Source organism: Actinoplanes sp. NBRC 101535, assembly GCF_030269225.1.
Classification (GTDB): Bacteria; Actinomycetota; Actinomycetes; order Mycobacteriales; family Micromonosporaceae; genus Actinoplanes; species Actinoplanes rectilineatus.
In genome coordinates this window covers 196,111-215,140 of the sequence record NZ_BSSY01000011.1, presented here as the reverse complement: position 1 = coordinate 215,140, position 19,030 = coordinate 196,111, and the positions used below count along the sequence as shown (strand labels likewise).

At 71.0% G+C, this 19,030-nt stretch carries 18 protein-coding genes; 10 read left to right on the top strand and 8 right to left on the bottom strand.

The features are described from left to right. Positions 1-8: 8 nt before the first annotated feature. Positions 9-839, bottom strand: coding sequence for a YwqG family protein (locus QSK32_RS28790; protein WP_045744446.1), 831 nt, complete (start codon positions 837-839; stop codon positions 9-11). A 21-nt stretch (positions 840-860) separates the two neighbouring features. Then, positions 861-1,535, bottom strand: coding sequence for a DJ-1/PfpI family protein (locus QSK32_RS28785; RefSeq protein ID WP_045744445.1), 675 nt, complete (start codon positions 1,533-1,535; stop codon positions 861-863). Between the two features lie 71 nt (positions 1,536-1,606). Here QSK32_RS28785 and QSK32_RS28780 point away from each other — a divergent pair, with 71 nt between their 5' ends. Further along, entirely contained in the window at positions 1,607-2,563 is a 957-nt protein-coding gene (locus QSK32_RS28780; protein ID WP_045744444.1) for a GlxA family transcriptional regulator, read from the top strand. Between the two features lie 72 nt (positions 2,564-2,635). Here QSK32_RS28780 and QSK32_RS28775 read toward each other — a convergent pair whose 3' ends face one another. Next, positions 2,636-5,281 (bottom strand): DUF4132 domain-containing protein, encoded by a 2,646-nt coding sequence (locus QSK32_RS28775; protein ID WP_045744443.1) that lies wholly within the window; start codon positions 5,279-5,281, stop codon positions 2,636-2,638. Next, positions 5,281-5,403, bottom strand: a complete 123-nt coding sequence (locus QSK32_RS28770) for a hypothetical protein (protein WP_281179080.1) — start codon at positions 5,401-5,403, stop codon at positions 5,281-5,283. Before QSK32_RS28770 ends, QSK32_RS28775 begins: the two co-directional genes overlap by 1 nt. 71 nt (positions 5,404-5,474) lie before the next feature. Between QSK32_RS28770 and QSK32_RS28765 the strand changes: the two genes are divergently transcribed. After that, positions 5,475-6,050, top strand: a complete 576-nt coding sequence (locus QSK32_RS28765) for a GIY-YIG nuclease family protein (protein ID WP_083449248.1) — start codon at positions 5,475-5,477, stop codon at positions 6,048-6,050. Here QSK32_RS28765 and QSK32_RS28760 read toward each other — a convergent pair. Continuing rightward, complete coding sequence (locus QSK32_RS28760) at positions 6,047-6,610, bottom strand: TetR/AcrR family transcriptional regulator (RefSeq protein WP_285473685.1); 564 nt, start codon at positions 6,608-6,610, stop codon at positions 6,047-6,049. The genes QSK32_RS28765 and QSK32_RS28760 overlap by 4 nt on opposite strands. 139 nt (positions 6,611-6,749) lie before the next feature. Here QSK32_RS28760 and QSK32_RS28755 point away from each other — a divergent pair, with 139 nt between their 5' ends. From QSK32_RS28755 to QSK32_RS28735, 5 genes are all read left to right on the top strand, one after another. After that, positions 6,750-8,243: an MFS transporter gene (locus QSK32_RS28755; RefSeq protein ID WP_285473684.1), complete on the top strand. Its 1,494-nt coding sequence runs from the start codon at positions 6,750-6,752 to the stop codon at positions 8,241-8,243. 261 nt (positions 8,244-8,504) lie between these two features. After that, positions 8,505-12,569 carry a SpoIIE family protein phosphatase gene (locus tag QSK32_RS28750; protein WP_285473683.1) on the top strand — a complete coding sequence of 1,355 codons (4,065 nt, stop codon included), beginning with the start codon at positions 8,505-8,507 and terminating at the stop codon, positions 12,567-12,569. Further along, positions 12,566-12,865, top strand: a complete 300-nt coding sequence (locus tag QSK32_RS28745) for an STAS domain-containing protein (RefSeq protein WP_285473682.1) — start codon at positions 12,566-12,568, stop codon at positions 12,863-12,865. The genes QSK32_RS28750 and QSK32_RS28745 overlap by 4 nt, the downstream gene beginning before the upstream one ends. A 56-nt stretch (positions 12,866-12,921) precedes the next feature. Then, positions 12,922-13,197, top strand: a complete 276-nt coding sequence (locus tag QSK32_RS28740; protein WP_045744439.1) for a hypothetical protein — start codon at positions 12,922-12,924, stop codon at positions 13,195-13,197. Positions 13,198-13,588: 391 nt separating this feature from the next. After that, positions 13,589-13,921: a YciI family protein gene (locus tag QSK32_RS28735; RefSeq protein ID WP_285473681.1), complete on the top strand. Its 333-nt coding sequence runs from the start codon at positions 13,589-13,591 to the stop codon at positions 13,919-13,921. Between the two features lie 81 nt (positions 13,922-14,002). Here QSK32_RS28735 and QSK32_RS28730 read toward each other — a convergent pair whose 3' ends face one another. After that, positions 14,003-15,202, bottom strand: a complete 1,200-nt coding sequence (locus tag QSK32_RS28730) for a serine hydrolase domain-containing protein (RefSeq protein WP_045744437.1) — start codon at positions 15,200-15,202, stop codon at positions 14,003-14,005. A gap of 144 nt (positions 15,203-15,346) precedes the next feature. Between QSK32_RS28730 and QSK32_RS28725 the strand changes: the two genes are divergently transcribed. Beyond that, on the top strand, positions 15,347-16,033 hold the full coding sequence (locus tag QSK32_RS28725) for an SDR family NAD(P)-dependent oxidoreductase (protein WP_045744436.1): 687 nt from the start codon (positions 15,347-15,349) through the stop codon (positions 16,031-16,033). A 139-nt stretch (positions 16,034-16,172) separates the two neighbouring features. Here QSK32_RS28725 and QSK32_RS28720 read toward each other — a convergent pair whose 3' ends face one another. Together QSK32_RS28720 and QSK32_RS28715 are read right to left on the bottom strand one after the other, a co-directional pair. Next, the gene (locus QSK32_RS28720; RefSeq protein WP_169792486.1) at positions 16,173-16,328 is read right to left on the bottom strand and encodes a hypothetical protein; all 156 of its coding nucleotides are present in this window, start codon (positions 16,326-16,328) and stop codon (positions 16,173-16,175) included. Between the two features lie 454 nt (positions 16,329-16,782). Further along, on the bottom strand, positions 16,783-17,109 hold the full coding sequence (locus tag QSK32_RS28715) for a TraR/DksA family transcriptional regulator (protein ID WP_285473680.1): 327 nt from the start codon (positions 17,107-17,109) through the stop codon (positions 16,783-16,785). A 349-nt stretch (positions 17,110-17,458) separates the two neighbouring features. Here QSK32_RS28715 and QSK32_RS28710 point away from each other — a divergent pair, with 349 nt between their 5' ends. Further along, a complete protein-coding gene (locus QSK32_RS28710; protein ID WP_052720783.1) occupies positions 17,459-18,115 on the top strand; it encodes an HAD family hydrolase in 657 nt (218 codons plus the stop codon). 638 nt (positions 18,116-18,753) lie between these two features. Continuing rightward, positions 18,754-18,957: a transcription antiterminator/RNA stability regulator CspE gene (gene cspE / locus QSK32_RS28705; RefSeq protein WP_045744435.1), complete on the top strand. Its 204-nt coding sequence runs from the start codon at positions 18,754-18,756 to the stop codon at positions 18,955-18,957. Positions 18,958-19,030: the final 73 nt, after the last annotated feature.

The window sequence follows — 19,030 nt, the reverse complement described above, 5'->3', positions numbered from 1 at the left end:
CACAGGCGTCAGGGGTTCCAGTCGACGAGGGTCCGGGCCTGGTCGAAGCGGCGCTCTATCAGGTCGTCGCGGCGGATCATCCAGAAGATGGTCGCGCCGCCCGGGCGGCCGCCGTGGAACTCGGCCAGCAGCAGCCAGCCGTCGGGGTTCGCCGTCTCGGTGTCCGGCTCCTCCTCCGGCTCCTCGTCTCCCCTGTCGAATCGGATCACCGCCTGGACCGGGTCCAGGCCGTTGTCGTCGGTGCCGTAGCCGCCGATCAGCAGCGGGGTCCGGTGTCCCCGGTGGGCGAAGACGCCGTCCGGAACGCCGAGCAGGACCTTCTCCCACACCGCGGCCAGGGCTGCGGCGTGGGGATGTCCGGGAAGGATGTCAGCCGCGTACGGCAGGGAGATGTCCGCGGTGAGGCGCAGGTCGCCGGGCCGGAGTTCGGCGTAGACCTCCGCGTACTCCCGTTCGTCGGGTGTGAACGGCGGCGGGTAGGGCTGCCGTTCCTCGACCACGGCGTCGGCCGGAACGTATTTCACCTGGCCGAATCCGTCCTCCTCCGGCCAGCCGAACAGCAGCAGGCGGCCGTCGGCGGGAAGAGGAAGGTCGGTCGTCCCGGCGGGGAGGGCCGCACAGTCGATGGTGGCGATCAGCGGGAACCACGGATCCTCGACGCCGGCGGGAAGCAGCACCGGACCGCGGACCGCGCCGGCCACCGGGCCGTCGCCGTCCTGGGTCAGCAGCGCGCACGGGCGGGCGAGGTCGAGCCACCGGTCGACGTCCGCGGCGGGGATGCCCTGCCGCAGCGCCTCGGCACGGACCTCGTCGGCTATCCGCACATTTCGATTGGTCACGGGAGGACCGTAGACGACCGCTCAGTTCGCGTTCATCAGCGGGACGATGGTGGCGAGGGCCTCGCGCATGTTCTCCGGGCTGGTGGCCGCGGTGCCGGACACCTCGGGATCCCACGGGTGTTCGAGGATGCCGGCCACCGCACGCGCCATCGCGACGCTCTCGAACCGTTCGATGAGATGCAGCGCCATGTCGATGCCGGCGGTGATGCCCGCGCTGGTCACCACCTGGCCGGCGTCGACCCAGCGCTGCCCGCGGACCACGTCCACCTCCGGATGCTGTTTCTCGAGGTCGTCCAGGGCCAGCCAGTGGGTGGTGGCGGGCCGCCCGTCCAGCACGCCCGCCGCGGCTAGGACCATCGCGCCGTTGCAGACCGACGTCATGATCGTGCCGCGGGCGGCGAGTGCTCGCATCCGGTCCAGGTGGGCCTGGTCGCCGCGGAGCGCTTCGACGCCCATGCCGCCCGGCTGCACGATCAGGTCGGGCAGCGGCTCGTCGTCGAGGGCGCCGTCCGGGGTGATCGTCAGCCCCAGCGCGCAGCGCACCGGTGCCCCGTCCGGGCTGGCGGTGCGGACGTGCACGTCACGGGTCGTCGCCGTCTGCCAGATCCGGAGGGTCTCCCACGGGCCGGTGAAGTCCAGTTCCTCGACGCCGTCGAAGACCAGGACGGTGATGCGGTACGGCTGCGTTTCGCTCATGTCCTCATCCTCGAGCGGCGGCCCCGGCCCGGACGAGTAGCAGGATTGCCCCTGCTCGATAAAATCCCGCCATGACCGATTCGACGCATCCCCGGCATCGTGTCGCGGTGCTGGCCCTCGACCGGGTGCAGCCGATGGAGCTCGGCATGCCGTTCCAGACGTTCGGCCTGCACGAGCGCCGCTACGACGTCATCCTGTGCGGTCGCGCCGCCGGCCCGGTCCCGACGGTCAACGGCTGGTCGGTCACCGCCCCGCACGGCCTGGACGCGCTGGTCGCCGCGGACACGGTGATCGTGCCGGCGTTCGACTGCTTCAGCGAGGACACCCCGGACGATGTGATCGCCGCGCTCCGGGAGGCGCATCGCCGGGGCGCGCGGCTCGCCTCGATCTGCACGGGCGCGTTCGCCCTGGCCGCCACCGGTCTGCTGGACGGCCGGCGGGCGACGACGCACTGGCAGTTCACCGACGAGTTGGCCCGCCGCCATCCGGACATCGAGGTGGACCCGAGTGTGCTCTACGTGGACACCGGCTCACTGATCACCTCGGCGGGCGTGGCCAGCGGCATCGACCTCTGCCTGCACCTGCTGCGCCGGGACTGCGGCGCGGCGGTCGCCACCCGGGTCGCCCGGGGCATCGTCGCCGCGCCGCACCGCGAGGGCGGCCAGGCGCAGTACGTGACACGCCCGGCCGCCCCGCCCGACCGCAGCGTGTTGAGCGCCACGATGGACTGGGCTCTGCAGCGTCTGGACAGCCCGCTGACGGTCGCCGCGATGGCCGCCCACGCCGCGGTGTCCGAGCGGACGTTCGCCCGCGTCTTCGCCACGCAGCTCGGCACCAGCCCGATCAGGTGGCTCACCGCCGCCCGCATCGGCCGGGCCCGGGAGTTGCTCGAGACGACCGACGCCGGCATCGACCACATCGGCCGGGCGTGTGGCCTGGGCAGCCCGGCGAACTTCCGCCACCACTTCCGCCTCGCCACCGGCACGACCCCCACCGACTACCGCCGCACCTTCGCCCCCGGGCGATGAACAACCGGGCAGTGAACAACCGGGCAATGAACAACCGGGCGATGAACAACCGGGCAGTGGACAACCGGGCGGTCACAACTGGTGCAGGATCACCGGGTCCTTGATCTTCGTGTCGGCGGCCAGCAGCAACACCTTGCTGATGATCTCGGAGAGCCGGCTGTCACCCTCGAACGGCAGGTACACGTCCGGTTCGGCGGCCCGCGCCGCCGACTCCGGAATGATGCACAGGTACCGGTCGTCCGGGGCGATCAGGATGTTCCCCGAGCCGTAGTGGATGCGGTAGGTGTGCAGGTCACCGCGTACCTCCAGGAACTTCTCGCCGAGAGTGCAGCGGTCCGCGACCGCCAGGCGCGGGATCAGGCCGGACAGCACCTCCCGGCGGGTGTCGCCGGACGGGGTGAGGTCGCCGAAGCTCGCCCGTGACCAGTAGTCGCGGAACCGGCCGTGCGGACCGCCGTCGAACCAGGTCGGGTCGCTGCCGACGCCGGCCACCGCCACGAACAGGTCGGCGTCGCGCATGACCTCGCTCAGCAGGACGGGTGGGATCTCCGCCAGCGGCACGGGCACGCCGCCCGCCCCGAGGAACCGCAGCTGGTCGGTGGCCATGGTGTCCCACACCATCTCGTCGTCGCCGGCGTCGATGCCGGCGACCGACAGTTCGACCGTCAGTTCGCGGTCCGGCAGGTGCAGGCGCGGCGGGTCCTGCGTGTAGGGGTCGTTGCGCATCTGCGAGTAGGACCAGCCGCGCCGGGCCAGCAGCGCGTTCAGGCGGTGCTGGCGGACGATGTGCGCGGCGAACCGGTTGGAGTAGGTGCCGGTGGCCCGTTCCGCATCGGTGAGCAGGTATCGCTCGCGGTGTGCCTGCTTGAACGGCTGGGTGATCCGGTGCCGCGCCAGGAACTCCCGCCACTGTCCCGCCGACGGCGACGTCACCGGATGCCACAGCCGCACGACCACATCGTCCGCGAAGGAGGCGAAGTCCACCACCGTGTCGTCCACGGTGCGCAGCGCGTTCTCGGCCCAGCACACGGCGACGCCGTCGACGTTCCAGATCAACCGCCTGGCGAGGGTACGCGCCAGAGGGTGCTCCAGAAAGCGTTCCCGCCACTGGGCCCCGGTCCATTCCCGGTCCCGTCGCAGCAGCCCGTCCAGCCGGTCCCGGGTGGCGATCAGTGTCGCGCCGATGTCCTTGACCGTCGTCTTGAGGTCCTTCAGCTCCTCCGCGTGGTCCGCCCGGATCTGCGCCGACGGGGCCTTCACCGGCTTACCGGCCGGGTTGTGCCAGGTCACCGTCGCGTCCACGCCGTCGATCCGGACGTCGTAGCTGTAGTCGCCGAGTTTGTCGGTGAGCGGCAGCCCGTACCCCGGAAGGGCCATCTCCTCGACGTCCTCGCGGGCGATCCCCTGGGCCGTGGCGCGCGCGTCCAGGCCCTTCTCGACGATCTTCAGGGTGCTCTTGTACGTCAGCCGCGACGCCAACCGGGCCAGTTGTGCGACCGCGGCGGGGTGCTCGGTCTCCACCAGGACCGCGACGGCCGCGTTCGCCAGTTTCGGGCTGGCCGGCCCGTGCCCGGGAACCTTGCGGGTGGCCCGTTCGGCGATCTGGCCGACGTGCCGGAGCAGGTCCTGCGACGGCGGGCAGAGCACCCGCGCCCACAGCAGACCGGACAGCAGCCGCACGTTGTGCCGGTCCGGCAGCCGTGCCGGGACGGCCACCAGGTGGTAGCCCTCGTAGGTGTGCCCGACGGTGTACGCCGGACGGCTGCGAGGCGCCCCCACCAGCGACAGCCAGCCGTCGACGCGGGTGGCGAACTCCTCGGCGCCGACCGCGGCGAGCAGCGGCCCCGCCTGCCGGGCCCAGGCCGCGGACGGCCGGGCCTGGTCGCGGACCGGCACGCAGTGGACGAGCAGCGCGTGCCACGCGGCCCGCCGGTCCGCGGGCATCGCCTCGATCTCGGTGGCGGCCCGGTCGGCCCACGGCTCGCCCGGGTTCGGCACCGGCCAGAACGTGTCGTCGACGTCCTCGTCGAGGTGCCACATCTCGAACCGCATCCGGCGCCAGAGGGCGAGCGCTCCGGGGGCGGACCGGCCGGCCCGGTGTTCGGCGGCGATGTGCTCCCAGGCCCAGTCCTCGAGGTACAGGCGGTAGAAGACGCCCACCCGGTCCAGCCAGTCCCGCGTGTCCAGTCCGCCGGCTGCCAGCAGCCGCCCGGCGAAACGTCGCGGCGACCGGGAGCTGTGGTCGTCGGTGTCGGTCCACTCGTCGAACAGCGCCTGCCGTACCGGCGCCGGCTGCGCGCAGAGCACCGGGAGCGCACGCTCCCACATCTCGTCGACGGCGGACGTCCAGTCGTCGCTGTCCGGGCCGTGGAGACCCACCGACGTCCGGTCCCGCAACCCGGCGACCACCTCGCGTGCCGCGGCCAGCCGCTGCTCGTGATCCGCGTCGGCGCTCTCCAGCACCGTGACGGTGGCGACGACCTGTTCCGCCTGCCGGACCGCCTGGGGCAGCAGCGGATGCTGTTCGGGCAGCAGGTCCCGGCCGGCCAGCGAGTCGATCAGGGACTGTCGCTGCGCGGCCGGGGCCCAGCCGCACACCAGGCCCACCACCTCGGTGAACTCCCGCAGGTCCTGGTCGTCCACCTCGTACTCCGGCCAGACCTTCCGCAGGTGGGACAGGCTGCCGGTGACCAGCCGCAGGGTGCGCTCCGGCGTCATCAGCCGCCCACCAGCGGACGAGCTTGAGGAAGGTGACCCGGGTCCCGGCCCGCGGCCGCACCGGCCCATCCGGGCGCCGGCGCCCCGGTGGTGGCCTCGTCCAGGATCGTGATGATCGGCATCGCGGCAACCTAACAGCCCCCTACGACAGGAGCGCGGCCGTCCACGACACCCGGGGCCTACCATGGCCTCGATGACAAGTTCTGAGACACCACTCGCCGACACCGCTCCCGCCCGCGCCCGGGCGGAGGAGGCGCTGCGCCTGCTGACCGGCACGCCGTATGCCCTGGACGTCGCCGTCAAGAGGATCGGCCGCGGCAGCGGCGTGTATGCGTGGTGGGCCGCCCCGTCGGTCTTCCCCGATCTGCCCGGGACGCCGAACCCGGAGGTCCCGTCGCTGCGGATGCTCTACCTCGGCCGGGCGACCAGCCTGCGCGGCCGGGTCCTGCGCAACCACCTGCGGCGGTCGGGCAGTTCGACGCTGCGCCGCACGCTCGCCGGCCTGCTGGTGTCCGAGGGTTACCGGACGACCTGGACCGACCGTGTCGTGCTGGTTCCCGCCGACGAGGACCGGCTGACCGCGTGGATGTTCGCGAACCTGCGGCTGACCTGGGCCCAGGACGCGGAGCCGGCGTCGGTCGAGGCCACCCTGGTCCGTCGCCTGCACCCGCCGCTGAACGTCAGTGGCGTCGACCCCGAGCACGTCCGGCCGGCCGTGGTCGCGGCCAAGGAGGCTTACAACGCCTCAGCCGTGCCCGCCGACATCTAAGGGATCACCGTCGCGACCAGCGCGTGCAGCGGGTCGAGCATCTCGGCCTCGGTCGCCGTGGCCAGCGGTTCGAGGTCGAGGTTGGCCCGCATCATCGCGATGCCCAGTGCCGCCGCCAGGACGAGCTGGGCCCGCAGCAGCGCCTCGGTGTCCGGCGGTTCGGCGGCTCCCGCGGAGACCGCCAGCCTGCTGCTCATCGCGCACAGCAGGGTCCGGCGCATGGTGTCGGCCCGCTCGTCGCCGGAGCTGCGGATCAGTAGCAACAGGCCTTCCAGCAGGGCCGGGTCGCCGGTCGGGGACGTCAGGCGGTGGGCCAGCGCCTCGGCCACGTCGGCGAAGACCATCCCCTGTGCCGCGGCCTTGAAGTCCGTGACGGTGGTGCGCAGGCACTCCTCGAACAGGCCTTCCTTCGACGTGAAGTAGCGGCTGATCAGCGCCACGTTGACGCCGGCCCCGTCCGCGATGTCGCGCACCGTCGTCGTCGCGTACCCCTGACGGGCGAAATGGTGCCGGGCGACCGCGAGCAGGCGGTGGCGGGTCTGGCTGGCGTTGCGCGTCACCAGCGCAGGCTAGCGCCTGCGTGACAGCAGGTAAACACATGTTGACTTGCCGCTGATGTGACGTAAGCGATTGTTGACTTAACGGCTGAGCTGCCGACTAATAGGTAAGCAAGCGTTTACATCTAGCCGCGAGGAAACCATGACTCAAACGACCCAGGAGCACGAGACGGCCGCCGCGGGCGACCGTCCGGGCGGCGGGATGCTCGTGCTCTACCTCGCACTCGGCGGCCTCGCCTTCGCCACGCTGCAGTCGCTGGTGTCCCCGGCGCTCTCCACCATCGGCCGCGAACTCGGCGCGAGCACCGCCGACGTCAGCTGGGTGGTCACCGCCTACCTGCTGTCGGCGTCGGTGCTCACCCCGGTCCTCGGCCGGCTCGGCGACATGGTCGGCAAGCGCCGGGTCCTCATCGGGGTCCTGACGATCCTGGCCGCCGGCACGCTCGTCGCCGCGCTCGCCCCGAACCTGACGGTGCTCATCGTCGCCCGCGTGCTGCAGGGCGCCTCCGGCGCGATCCTGCCGCTGTCGCTCGGCATGGTCCGCGACGAACTGCCCCGCAAGCGGGTCCCGGGCATGGTCGCCGTGCTGTCGGCGATCAGCGGCATCGGGGCCGGCGTCGGCATCGTCGCCGCCGGGCCGATCGTGGAGCACCTGTCCTGGCACTGGCTGTTCTGGATGCCGCTGGTACTCGTCGTGATCGCCCTGTTCGGCGCGGTCTTCGGCATGCAGGAGTCGCCGGTCCGCACGCCCGGCCGGCTCGACTGGCTCGGCACCGGCATCCTGTCGGTCACGCTCGTCGCGCTGCTGATGGGCATCAGCAAGGGCCAGTCATGGGGCTGGGCCGACGCGAAGACGATCGGCCTGCTCGCCCTCGGCGCCGCCGGCCTGCTCGCGTTCGTGCTGATCGAACTGCGGGTCAAGGAGGCGCTGATCGACATGCGCCTGATGCGCAACCGTACGGTGTGGGCCACCGACCTGGTCGGCCTGATCATGGGCTTCGCGATGTTCGGCGCCTTCCTGGTGATCCCGATGCTGCTGCAGCTGCCGGCCGCCCTCGGCTACGGCTTCGGCAAGCCGGTCTCGCAGATCGGGCTCTACCTGCTGCCCACCGTCGTCGGCCTGGTCGTGTTCGGTGTGGTCGCCGGCGCCCTGGTCCGCAGGTTCGGCCCGAAACTGCCGATGGTCCTCGGCGCGGTACTCGTCACGATCGCGTTCGCGGTCCCGGCCATCGCCCACGACCAGATCTGGCAGCTGCTGCTCTCCGGTTCACTGACCGGCGCCGGCATCGGCCTCGCGTTCGCCGCGATGTCCAACGCCATCATCGAGGCCGTCCCGGCCACCCAGACCGGCCAGGCCACCAGCGTCAACGCCATCGCCCGGACGATCGGCAGCAGCATCGGCACCGCGGTCATCGCCGCACTGATCACCGCCAACGTCAGCCCGCAGGGCGTACCGACCGACGACGCGTTCACCATCGCCTTCTGGACCTGCTCCGGGGTCGCCGTCCTGGCGATCGGCGCCGCCCTCGCCGTCCCGTCGGCCCGCCGCCGCCACGAGCAGTCGGTCGCCGCGGGCGTCGACGACCTGCCGCCGGAGCCGGTGGAACTGCACCTGCCGCACCGCCAGCACGCCTGAGCAGCGCATCGCACCGCCAGCACGCCTGAGCAGCGCATCGCACGGCCGGGCCGGACCACGGGACAGCGTGGTCCGGCCCGGCCTTTCCGGTCACCGTGCTTTTCGCGTACGCCGGAAAAGACGTCCCGAGAGCGACCCGGGCACCTCGCGCGACCACCACCGGGAGACCCGTTGCGTTGATTACGCACCGCGGGACGGGGCACTGGGTCGGGCGGTGGGTATCGTTCAAGACCGCCGATGCGGGAACAGGGAGTGCGGGCGATGAGTGACGGGCAGTTCGAGGTGTTCGCCGTCGGGGGCGACGTCGGCCGGGACCTCGCCGCGGTGCCGTGGGGGACGACACCGCTGGGCCCCCCGCAGGACTGGCCGCAGAGCCTGCGCACGGCGGTCAGCATCATGCTGTCGTCGCGGTTCGCCATGTGGATCGCCTACGGTCCGGACCTCACGTTCTTCTGCAACGACGCCTACCGTCGCGACACGCTGGGCTCGAAGTACCCGTGGGCGCTGGGCCGGCCGGCGCACGAGGTGTGGGCGGAGATCTGGCACGACATCGGCCCCCGCATCCGGACCGTGCTGTCCACCGGCGAGGCCACCTGGGACGAGGGCCTGCTGCTGTTCCTGGAACGCTCCGGGTACCGGGAGGAGAGCTACCACACCTTCTCCTACAGCCCGCTCCACGACGACGCCGGCACCGTGACCGGCATGCTCTGCGTGGTCAGCGAGGACACCGAACGGGTGATCGGTGGACGCCGGATGGCGACGCTGCGCGACCTCGGTTCGGATCCCAGTGTGGTCCGCACCGAGCAGCAGATGCTGACGTTCTCCGCGGAACAGCTGGGCCGCAACCTCAAGGACCTGCCCTTCACGCTGACCTACCTGTTCGACGGCGACGACGCCCGGCTGGCCGCGTCGACCGGCATCCCGGCCGGGCACGCCCTGGCCCCCGCGGTGCTGACCGCCGGTGCGAAGGGGACCTGGCCGGCGGACGCGCTCGCCCGGCAGGAGTCCGTGCTGGTGACGCTGGACGACGCCGACGGCCCGCCCGCCGGGGACTGGGACGAGCCGCCCACGCAGGCACTGGTGACACCGCTGCTGCAACAGGGCGGCACGCCGTACGGGTTCATGGTCGCCGCCCTCAACCGTTTCCGTGCCCTGGACGACGCGTACCGCGGTTTCGTCGAGTTGGCCGCCGGTCACGTGGCGGCCGGGATCGCCGGCGCCCGCAGCTATGCGGCGCAGCAGCGGCGGGCCGAGGACCTGGCCGAACTCGACCGCGCCAAGACCACCTTCTTCTCCAACATCAGCCACGAGTTCCGTACCCCACTGACGTTGATCATGGGTCCGGTGCAGGACCTGCTGGACCGCCCGGACACCAGCCCGGAGCTACGCGAGGAACTCGACGTCGTGCACCGCAACGGGCTGCGGATGGGCCGGCTGGTCACCACGCTGCTCGACTTCTCTCGCATCGAGGCCGGCCGGATGCAGGCCCACTACGAACCGGTCGACCTGGCCGCCGCCACCGCGGAACTGGCGAGTGTCTTCCGGGGCGCGGTGGAACGCGCCGGACTCCACCTCACCGTCGACTGCCCGCCGATGGACCGCCCGGTGGACATCGACCGTGGCATGTGGGAAAAGGTGATCCTCAACCTGCTCAGCAACGCGCTGAAGTTCACCTTCACCGGCGGCCTGACCGTCACCGTGCGGCCCGGCCCGGACGCGGCGGTGGTCACCGTGGCGGACACCGGCATCGGCATCGCCGCCGCGGAGATGCCCCGCCTGTTCGAACGGTTCCACCGGATCGAGAGCGCCCGGTCCCGCTCCAACGAGGGCAGTGGCATCGGCTTGGCGCTGGTCAAGGAACTGGTCGAACTGCACGACGGCGTGATCACGGCGTCCAGCACCGAGGGTGTGGGCACGGTGTTCACCATCCGGATGCCGTTCAGTTCCGGCACATCGAGTACGGACACGTCGGTCATCTCGAACGCGGCGCAGCCCTTCGTCCAGGAAGCCCTGCGATGGTTGCCCGGCGACGTGGTCGACGAGACCCCACTGGTGGACGGCGTCGTCGCCCGGGTCCTGATCGCCGACGACAACGCGGACATGCGCGATTATCTGGTGCGGCTGCTGCGGTCCGAGGGCCACCGGGTGGAGGCAGTCGTCGACGGGCAGGCCGCGCTGGACGCCGCCCGCGCCGACGTCCCCGACCTGATCATCAGCGACGTGATGATGCCGCGTCTGGACGGTCTGCGCCTGGCCGCCGCGCTGCGCGCCGACCCGCGGACCGCGAGCGTGCCGGTGCTGCTGCTGTCCGCCCGCGCCGGGCAGGAGGCCTCCATCGAGGGGTTGCAGGCCGGTGCCGACGACTACCTGGTCAAACCGTTCTCCTCGGCGGAACTGCTGGCCCGCGTCCAGACCAACGTCGCCCTGTCGCGCCTGCGGACCCATCATGCGCGGTGGCGTACCGCGCTGATCGACTCGCTGCAGGAGGCGTTCTTCGTCTGCGCCGAGGACGGCACGGTCATCGAGATCAACTCGACGTTCACCGACATCCTCGGGTACGGGCCGGAAGGCCTGCCGTACCCACCGGTGCACCCGTGGTGGCCGGACCCGGACACCGACCCGGCCGGATACCAGAAGGTCGCCGACGCCCTCGCCCTGCTGGTCGACCAGCCCCGCGGCGACTACACCATCCCGGTCACCCACCGCGACGGGCACACCCTGTGGGTCGCGGCCACGTTCAGCCAGGTCACCGACCCAGGCACCGGCACGAAGGCAATCGTCGGCACGTTCCGCGACGTCACCGCCGAGCACTACGCCGTCCAGCGCGAGAGTGCCCTGGCCGCGGTGGCGGTCCGGCTGTCCCAAGCGGAGAGCACCACCGGCGCCCTGCACACGGTGCTGCCCGTCCTGCAGGAGTTGTGGCAGGCCACGCACGTGTACGCGGCGGTCTTCGACGGCTCCCCCACCCCGGTGCTGAGCACCACCGACACCCTCCAGCGCTGGGACACCCTGCCCGCGGCCCGCCGCCAGGCCCTGTCCACCGCCCGCGACCAGCCGGTACTCACCCCGATCGCCGACCAGCCCGGCGGGGCCGGCATCACCCTCGAACACCCCGACGGCGCCATGGTGCTGTGGATCGAACTCGCCGAGAACCGGCCCTTCACCGAACACGACCAGACCCTGCTGGCGCTGCTCGCCGGGCACCTCAACCAGAGCCTGCACCGGCTGCGCCAGATCGACCAGCAGCGCGAGACCGCGCTGGCCCTGCAACGCGCCATCCTCGGCCCGGCCCAGCTACCCGACGGTTTCGCCGTGCGGTACGCGCCCGCCACCCAGCCACTGAAGGTCGGCGGCGACTGGTACGACACCGTCGCCCTGCCCGACGAGCGCATCGGCCTCGTCGTCGGCGACTGCGTCGGCCACGGACTGCAGGCCGCCACCGTGATGGGCCAGCTGCGCAGCGCCTGCCGTGCCCTGCTGCTGCAGAACACCGACCCGGCGCAGACCCTGACCGCCCTCGACAGTTTCGCCGCGCAGATCCCGGGCGCCATGTGCGCCACCGTCTTCTGCGGCGTCCTCGACCCGGTCACCGGCGAACTGGCGTACTCCACCGCCGGACACCCACCGGCCGTCGTCGCCCTCGTCGACGGCACCACCGACCTTCTGGACGAAGGCAGAGGCAGACCTCTCGGGGTACGCGGTGACGTCAGTCGCCCGGAGGCCCGCTACACGATGCCGCCCCGGGCGACGCTGCTGCTCTACACCGACGGCCTGGTGGAACGCCGCCGCCAGTCGCTGAACGCCGGCATCGACCGGGTGGCCGCCACCATCCAGCGGGGACGCGCCACCGCCCTGGAGGAACTCGCCAGCGACGTGATGGACCGGATGGCCCCGACCGCCGGCTACGAGGACGACGTGGCGCTGCTGCTCTACCGCCAGCCCGGCCCGCTGGCCCTGGAGTTCACCGCCGACGCCGACCGTCTCGCCCCCGTCCGGTCGGCGCTGCGCGGATGGCTCAAACAGGCGGGCGTGGACCGGCACACCGCCCAGAACGTGCTGGTCGCCGCCGGCGAAGCCTGCGCGAACGCCATCGAACACGGCCACCGCCACGGCGCCGCCGGCCTGATCCGCCTGCACGCCTTCGCCACCGGCGACGACCTGCGCCTCACCGTGATCGACAGCGGCAGCTGGAAGACCCCGCAACCCGAGATCAACGCGCACCGAGGGCGCGGCCTGCAGCTGATGCGGGCGTTGATGCACGAAGTCACCGTCACCACCAGCACCGCCGGCACCGTCGTCGGCCTGCAAGCGAGGATCCTGCCGTGAACGCTGCCCTGACCTTCGCCACCAGCCGCCGCCCCTCCGGCGACATCCTGCTCAGCGCGGTCGGCGAGATAGACATGAGCAACGCGGCCACCCTCGCCGCGGCCCTGGCCGACGCCCATCGGGACGCTTCGGGCCGGCCGGTGACACTGGACCTGACCGGCGTGGAATACATCGACAGCGCGGGCCTGGCCGTCCTCTACCCGCACGTGGCGACGTTACGCCTGGTCGCCACGGACCTGCTCGCGCCGGTGCTGACGGTCGCCGGCCTCGACGACCTGACCACCATCGCCGACTGACCTCCGCCGGCCGGGTTCGCCGGGTTCGCCGGGTTCGCCGGGCGCATGATCCGGTCGTGTTTCACTTCACCTGTCCCGGCTGTACGGCGCCGCGTGCCGTCGCGGACGCCGAGCGCATCGGCGGGCTCTGCAGCAGTTGCGGGGCCCGGCAGACCTGGCAGGCGTTGACTCCTGAGGACCAACGGACTGTGGACGCGGCCGTGCGTCGCGGCTCGATCGTGGGACTGCTTGCCATGCGGGACCTGACTCCACCGATCCGGCTGCCGCACGCGGCCGACCTGCTCGCCTTTCGTCAGCTGCATGGTGATCAAGACGGGCTCCCCCACGACTAGACACGTGTCGTGGTCAGGGTGCGAAGCCCATCCGTGTGCTGACTTCGGGCGCGCCGCACGCCCGAAGTCACCACACCCATGACGGCGTGGTGAATACGGGCGCACTGGACGCCCGAAGTCGCCACACCCATGACGGTGTGCTGATTTCGGGCGCGCCGCACGCCCGAAGTCACCACACCCGTGGCGGTGTGGTGAATACGGGCGCACTGGACGCCCCAAATCACCACACCCATGACGGCGTGGTGAATACGGGCGCACTGGACGCCACAAGTCAACACGCGGACCCCTTGTGACGAGACGTGTCTAGATGCGCGCAAGGTGTCGCAACGGCGCTTCGGGGAATGATGGGGGACGATGATGCCATTCCCCGCTGCACGAGGAGAAGCTGACGATGCCGAAGTTCGTGACGATCGGATATGGGGACCAGGCCGGGTACGACAGCACCGCCGCGGAGGTACGGGACGCGGCGCACGCCCATGACGCGAAACTGCTCGAAGGCGGGGCCGTCATGGGGATCGCCGGGCGACCGGTGCAGGTGCGACGGCCCGACGGCGGTGACGTGACGGCGCAGAGCGGGTCGTTCCTGTCGTCGACGCTACCGGTCGCGGGGTTCGCCGTCATCGAGGCGGCGACGCTGGAGGAGGCCGTCGAGCTCGTGTCGCATACGCCCTGTGCCGTCGGGCACGGTGTCGTCGAGGTGTGGCCGCTGCAGGAGACACCCTGATGCACCAACGGCTCTGCGCCAGGCGTACCCACGCATGGGTTTGAGCCTGGCGCAGAGCCACCCCCGATGGTGCTGGAGAGATCAGCTGTGCAGGGCGGCGAGCACCTCGGCCGGGACCGGCTTGCCCAGCATGCGGCAGACGGCCACCTCGTCGGCGGCCATCACGACCCGGTAGTAACGGTTGACGCCCGGGTTCTCGCCGGTGTCGGCGGGCTCGGCGGTGACGTCGCCGACCGCGGTGCGGGAACCGTCGGCGGTCACCACGCCCAGGCTGTGGTGGCCCATCGTGTCGCCGCCGTGGCCCCACACCGTGCCACAGGCGGTGTCCTTGCGGAACAGGCCCAGGCCGTACCCGCCGGGCATGCCGAAGGACTCCGGGATCTCGACCGTGGTCTTCATCTGGGCGAGCTGACGCTGGGAGAACAGTTCACCGCGCATCAGGGCGGCGAAGAACGTCGCCAGGTCCTCCTGGGTGGAGATGATCGCTCCGGCGGCGCCGCCCCAGCCGCCGATCGGCCAGGACGAGGTGTCGGTGTACTCCGGCTCACCGCCGGCGAACCTGACCGCGTAGCCGTGCGCGTACCCCCGGCCGGTGCTGGTGGCCCGCGGATCGGCGAAGTACGTCTTGGTCAGTCCGAGCGGCCGGGCGATCCGCTGCTGGACCAGGTCGGGCAGGCTGGTACGGGTCAGCTTCTCCAGGATCATGCCGGTCAGGATGTAGTTGGTGTTCGAGTACGACCAGCCGGCCCCGGGCGCGAACGTCGGGTCGTTGCGGAAGGCGACCTCGAGGAGTTCCTTCGAGGTGAGGACCCGCTGCGGGTCCTTCTCCATGTCCGTGAAGAAGTCCGGGTCGGACGTGTAGTTGAACAGCCCACTGGTGTGGTTGAGCAGCATCCGGACGGTGATGGCGCGGCCGTTCGGTACGACACCGGGCAGGTAACGCTCGACGGAGGCGTCCAGGTCGACTTTGCGCTGGTCGACGAGCTGCAGGGTGAGCGCCGCCATGAAGGTCTTGGTGTTGCTGCCGATCTCGAACTGTTCGCGGCCGTTGAGGGTGCGGCCGGTGGCCCGGTCGGCGACTCCGGCGGCGGTGACGGTCACCCGGCGGCCGGTGTCGATCCGGGCCATGTATCCGGGGGCGCCGGCGGCGAGCACGTGCCGGGCGGCGTCGCGCATCGGGTCGGTGGTGCTGGTCGCGGCGGTGGCACCGGCCGCTCCCGCGGTGGCGCCGACCAGGGCTGCGGTGACGGCAAGCGCGGGGATCATCGATTTCGTCGTCATGCCCCGAGCCTGCCGCCCGGCGCCCGGCGATTCACTCCCGCCTACTACCCAGTCCGGGGTAGGGGTAGCCCTACCCCCGCCAACCGATCAGTACAAAACCTGGTATCGTGACCTGAAACCGATCGGTACAAAAGTGGGAGAGCCATGACCGTCACCCTGATCACCGGCGCCAACAAGGGCATCGGGTTCGAGACCGCCAAGCAGCTCGTCGCCCAGGGCCACACCGTCTACATCGGTGCGCGGGACACCGCGCGGGGCCAGGCCGCCGCGGACGAACTGGGTGCGAAATTCGTGCAGCTCGACGTGACCGACGACGCGTCGGTGAGTGCCGCGCTGGCGACGATCGACGCCAGCGAGGACCACCTCGACATCCTGGTGAACAACGCCGGCATCCTCGCCGCAGGGCCCGTCGACGGACCGGCGGCCCTGGCGGCGTTCGACACCAACGCGGTCGGCGTCGTCCGGGTCACCGAGGCGGCACTGCCGCTGCTGCGGAAGTCCGCCGACCCGGCGGTCGTCACCGTCTCCAGCAGCATGGGATCGTTCTGGGCCGTCACCAACCCGGAGCGGCCGGAGTCCGGCCTGCCGCTCATGCTCTACGCCGCGTCGAAGGCGGCCGCCACCATGCTGACCGTCCAATACGCGAAGGCGAACCCGGGCATCAGGTTCAACGCGCTCGAACCGGGCGCCACCGCCACCGACATGACCGCGGCCTTCGGCATCGGCCGCGCGGTCGAGCAGAGCGCCCGCGTGGTCGCCCGGCTCGCCACCCTCGGCCCGGACGGTCCGACCGGCACCCTTCAGGACGAGGCCGGGCCGCTTCCTTGGTGAAGATCGCGAAACCGCATTCCCGGGTACGCGTCTGAGCACCGCCGACGATGATCCCTGCCAATGCCCGTGACCGCCTCCGAACATGCGAAAGGGCGCCCGCACGAAGCGGAAGCGCCCTTTTCAGCATCGCCGGAGAGGCTTAGAACCAGACTTTTCGACCACCGACCGGACGACCGATCGCACCGAGGATCCACAGTGCGGCGCCGATCACCAGGAGAATGATGCCGATCGTGTAGAGGATCGAGATCTTCAGGAAGAAGCCCAGCAGCAGAAGAATAAGTCCAAGAACCAGCATGACTTCGCTCCGTTTCGCCGGCGGGTATTTCCCGCCGACCCTCCTGTACCCAGCCCATCGAAATACCAATCAACTCAGATGCATGACCCTCGAGCGAGGACAGTCACGTTTACGGCGGAGCGGAACCGGTTAAAGCCGCCGCCTCCCCCGTCTCCCCCGTCTCCCCCCGGCCCACCTCACCCCGCCCCGTCGTCGTCGTCGGCGGCGGCGGCGGCGGCGGATCGAACCCAGCCGTCATCGAAGGCTCGAACAGGCGCCTCGCCGAACCGTCCCCGACGGCTGAACCGACCCCGGCCGTCGCCCAGGGCTCGAACGGCGCACGCGGGCAACCCTGGACGACGGCCGAGCAAACCCGGCCGTCACCGAGGGCTCCAACAGGCACACGGGAGAACCGTGGACGACGGCCGGGGGAACGTGTCCTGCGCCTACCCCCACATGGGTGGGCGGCCGTGAACTATGCGCAGCTCATGCAGTGACGCGCGAAGGGCCGGATCGCGAGCCGCTCCGCACCGACCGGCTGGGCACACCTCTCACAGATCCCGTAGGTCCCGGCGTCCACCCGCAGCAGCGCCTCGCCGACCTCGCCGATCCGCTCCCGGGCGGCGTGGAGCAGGGCCGTGAGCTGGGCACGCTCGAACCCGATCGTGGCGCCTTCCGGATCGTGCTCGTCGTCGGCGTTGGAGTCCCGGGAAGCCGCGAACAGCCCCTCCAGGTCCCGTCGCAACGTGTCCGCCTCGGCCGCCGCCTCCGCCCGAAGCCGCACCAGCTCGTCCCGAACCATCCCCGCACGATAACCGCCGCCTCTCTCCTCCACCCGCCGTCGTCCACAGCTGTCCAACACCCGTGTGGGAACCCTCAGCAACGGCCGGGTTCACTCAGCCGTCGCCCACGGCTCCCCCACGTGCCCAGTGAAGCCCTCACCGACGGCCGGAACCACCCGGGCCGTCGCCCACGGTCGTCCCGCATGCACGTGGGCGCCCCCAGGAACGGCCGGAACCACCCAGCCGTCACCCACGGTCGTCCCGCATGCACGTGAGCACCCCCAGGAACGGCCGGGGAATGCAGCGGGGGAACGAGAGGACAGGGCTGCCGGCACCCCGGGGTGAGAGGCGGCACGGGAGACTGTGGAGGTGACGATCAAAGCTCTGCTCTTCGACTTCGACGGACTGCTGATGGACACCGAGACGACGCTGTTGGTGAGCTGGCAGTGGGAGTGGCGGCGGCACGGGCTGGAGCTGGACACGGCCGCGTTCTTCGCCGACCACGGTGGGGACGTCAACGAGGCGCGGTACCGGGATCTGGCGGCGGCGGTCGGGGCCGCCTACGACCAGGAGGCCAGCCATCAGCGGAGGTCGGACTACCGGGCTGGGCTGAACGCGGCCCTCGACCCGGCTCCGGGCGTCACCGCCTGGCTGGAGGACGCCGCCGAGTTGGGGTTGCGGCTGGCGGTGGCGAGCAGTTCACCGGTCACGCACGTCGGGGCGATGCTGGAACAGGCCGGCCTGCGGGAGCGGTTCGAGGTGCTGGCCACCGGGGACGAGACGGCCGCGCACAAGCCGGATCCGGAGGTCTACCTGCTGGCGTTGCGACGGCTCGGGGTGCCGGCGGAGGAGGCGGTGGCTTTCGAGGACACCGCGCACGGGGTGGCCGCGGCGAAGGCTGCCGGGCTGCGGTGCGTGGCGGTACCGAACGCCTACGCGGACCGGGACCGCTTCACCGCCGCGGACGTGCTGCTGACCAGCGCCGCCGATCTGCCCCTGTCGGCCCTCCTGGAGCAGCTGGACTGAACGGCGCCCTGCCGGACCGAACGGCAACCCGCCTGGAGCAACTGGCGCCCTGCCGGAGCAGTGGGACTGACTAAAACACGTTTCGTGGTCAGCGTCCGTGTGGTGAGGCGCCCAGCACGTCCGTAATCACCACACGCCACCACGGGCGTGGTGACTTGGGGCGCACAGCGCGGCTGCAATCACCACACCCCACCACGGGTGTGGTGAATTCGGGTGTCCAGCGCGCCTGAAGTCATCACGCGGACGGGCTTCGGCACCCTGACCACGAAACGTGTCTGGCGGCCCTGCCGGAGCAGCTGAAGTGGGGACGTGCGGGCCGCGGGCCGGGCACTGCTGTCGGTGGCGCGGGCGCGCACACGCGTACCCCTGAAGTGGTGTTGATCTTGGGCTTGGCGGCGATCTCCAACCGGGTGGGGGACCCGGCAAAACTTCGTGCCTGATCGTCGTGACGGACCGTCGGACTGTGCTATCTTCGTTGCGTTGCAGTTTTGATTTCCTTGGACGATCTTGGCGCCTGATGGGTGATCTGAAACCCCGTCCTGGCGCTATTTTCGTTTGGCGTGTCGGTTCCGGCGCGGGTCATCAACGCAGCACTGAGAGTCCGCACGGTGCGGACTCCCACCTGCAAGGGAGCAGACATGACTACAGGTGTCGTGAAGTGGTTCAACGCTGACAAGGGCTTCGGCTTCATCACCCCCGACGACGGTGGCGCTGACGTCTTCGCCCACTTCTCCGCGATCCAGTCGTCGGGCTACCGCAGCCTCGACGAGAACCAGCGGGTGGAGTTCGACATCACCCAGGGCCAGAAGGGCCCGCAGGCGGAGAACATCCGCCCGCTCTGATCCATCTCGGCGGAACGGCGGTCCGGCTTTCACAGCGGGCCGCCGTTCGGCTTTCCGGGACGGTGAGGTGACC

Coding starts and splice junctions, on each gene's coding strand:
- QSK32_RS28785 (WP_045744445.1), bottom strand. CDS start 1,535: ATGAGCGAAACGCAGCCGTACCGCATCACCGTCCTGGTCTTCGACGGC.
- QSK32_RS28780 (WP_045744444.1), top strand. CDS start 1,607: ATGACCGATTCGACGCATCCCCGGCATCGTGTCGCGGTGCTGGCCCTC.
- QSK32_RS28775 (WP_045744443.1), bottom strand. CDS start 5,281: ATGACGCCGGAGCGCACCCTGCGGCTGGTCACCGGCAGCCTGTCCCAC.
- QSK32_RS28770 (WP_281179080.1), bottom strand. CDS start 5,403: ATGCCGATCATCACGATCCTGGACGAGGCCACCACCGGGGCGCCGGCG.
- QSK32_RS28765 (WP_083449248.1), top strand. CDS start 5,475: ATGACAAGTTCTGAGACACCACTCGCCGACACCGCTCCCGCCCGCGCC.
- QSK32_RS28755 (WP_285473684.1), top strand. CDS start 6,750: ATGACTCAAACGACCCAGGAGCACGAGACGGCCGCCGCGGGCGACCGT.
- QSK32_RS28750 (WP_285473683.1), top strand. CDS start 8,505: ATGAGTGACGGGCAGTTCGAGGTGTTCGCCGTCGGGGGCGACGTCGGC.
- QSK32_RS28735 (WP_285473681.1), top strand. CDS start 13,589: ATGCCGAAGTTCGTGACGATCGGATATGGGGACCAGGCCGGGTACGAC.
- QSK32_RS28730 (WP_045744437.1), bottom strand. CDS start 15,202: ATGACGACGAAATCGATGATCCCCGCGCTTGCCGTCACCGCAGCCCTG.
- QSK32_RS28725 (WP_045744436.1), top strand. CDS start 15,347: ATGACCGTCACCCTGATCACCGGCGCCAACAAGGGCATCGGGTTCGAG.
- QSK32_RS28720 (WP_169792486.1), bottom strand. CDS start 16,328: ATGCTGGTTCTTGGACTTATTCTTCTGCTGCTGGGCTTCTTCCTGAAG.
- QSK32_RS28715 (WP_285473680.1), bottom strand. CDS start 17,109: ATGGTTCGGGACGAGCTGGTGCGGCTTCGGGCGGAGGCGGCGGCCGAG.
- cspE (WP_045744435.1), top strand. CDS start 18,754: ATGACTACAGGTGTCGTGAAGTGGTTCAACGCTGACAAGGGCTTCGGC.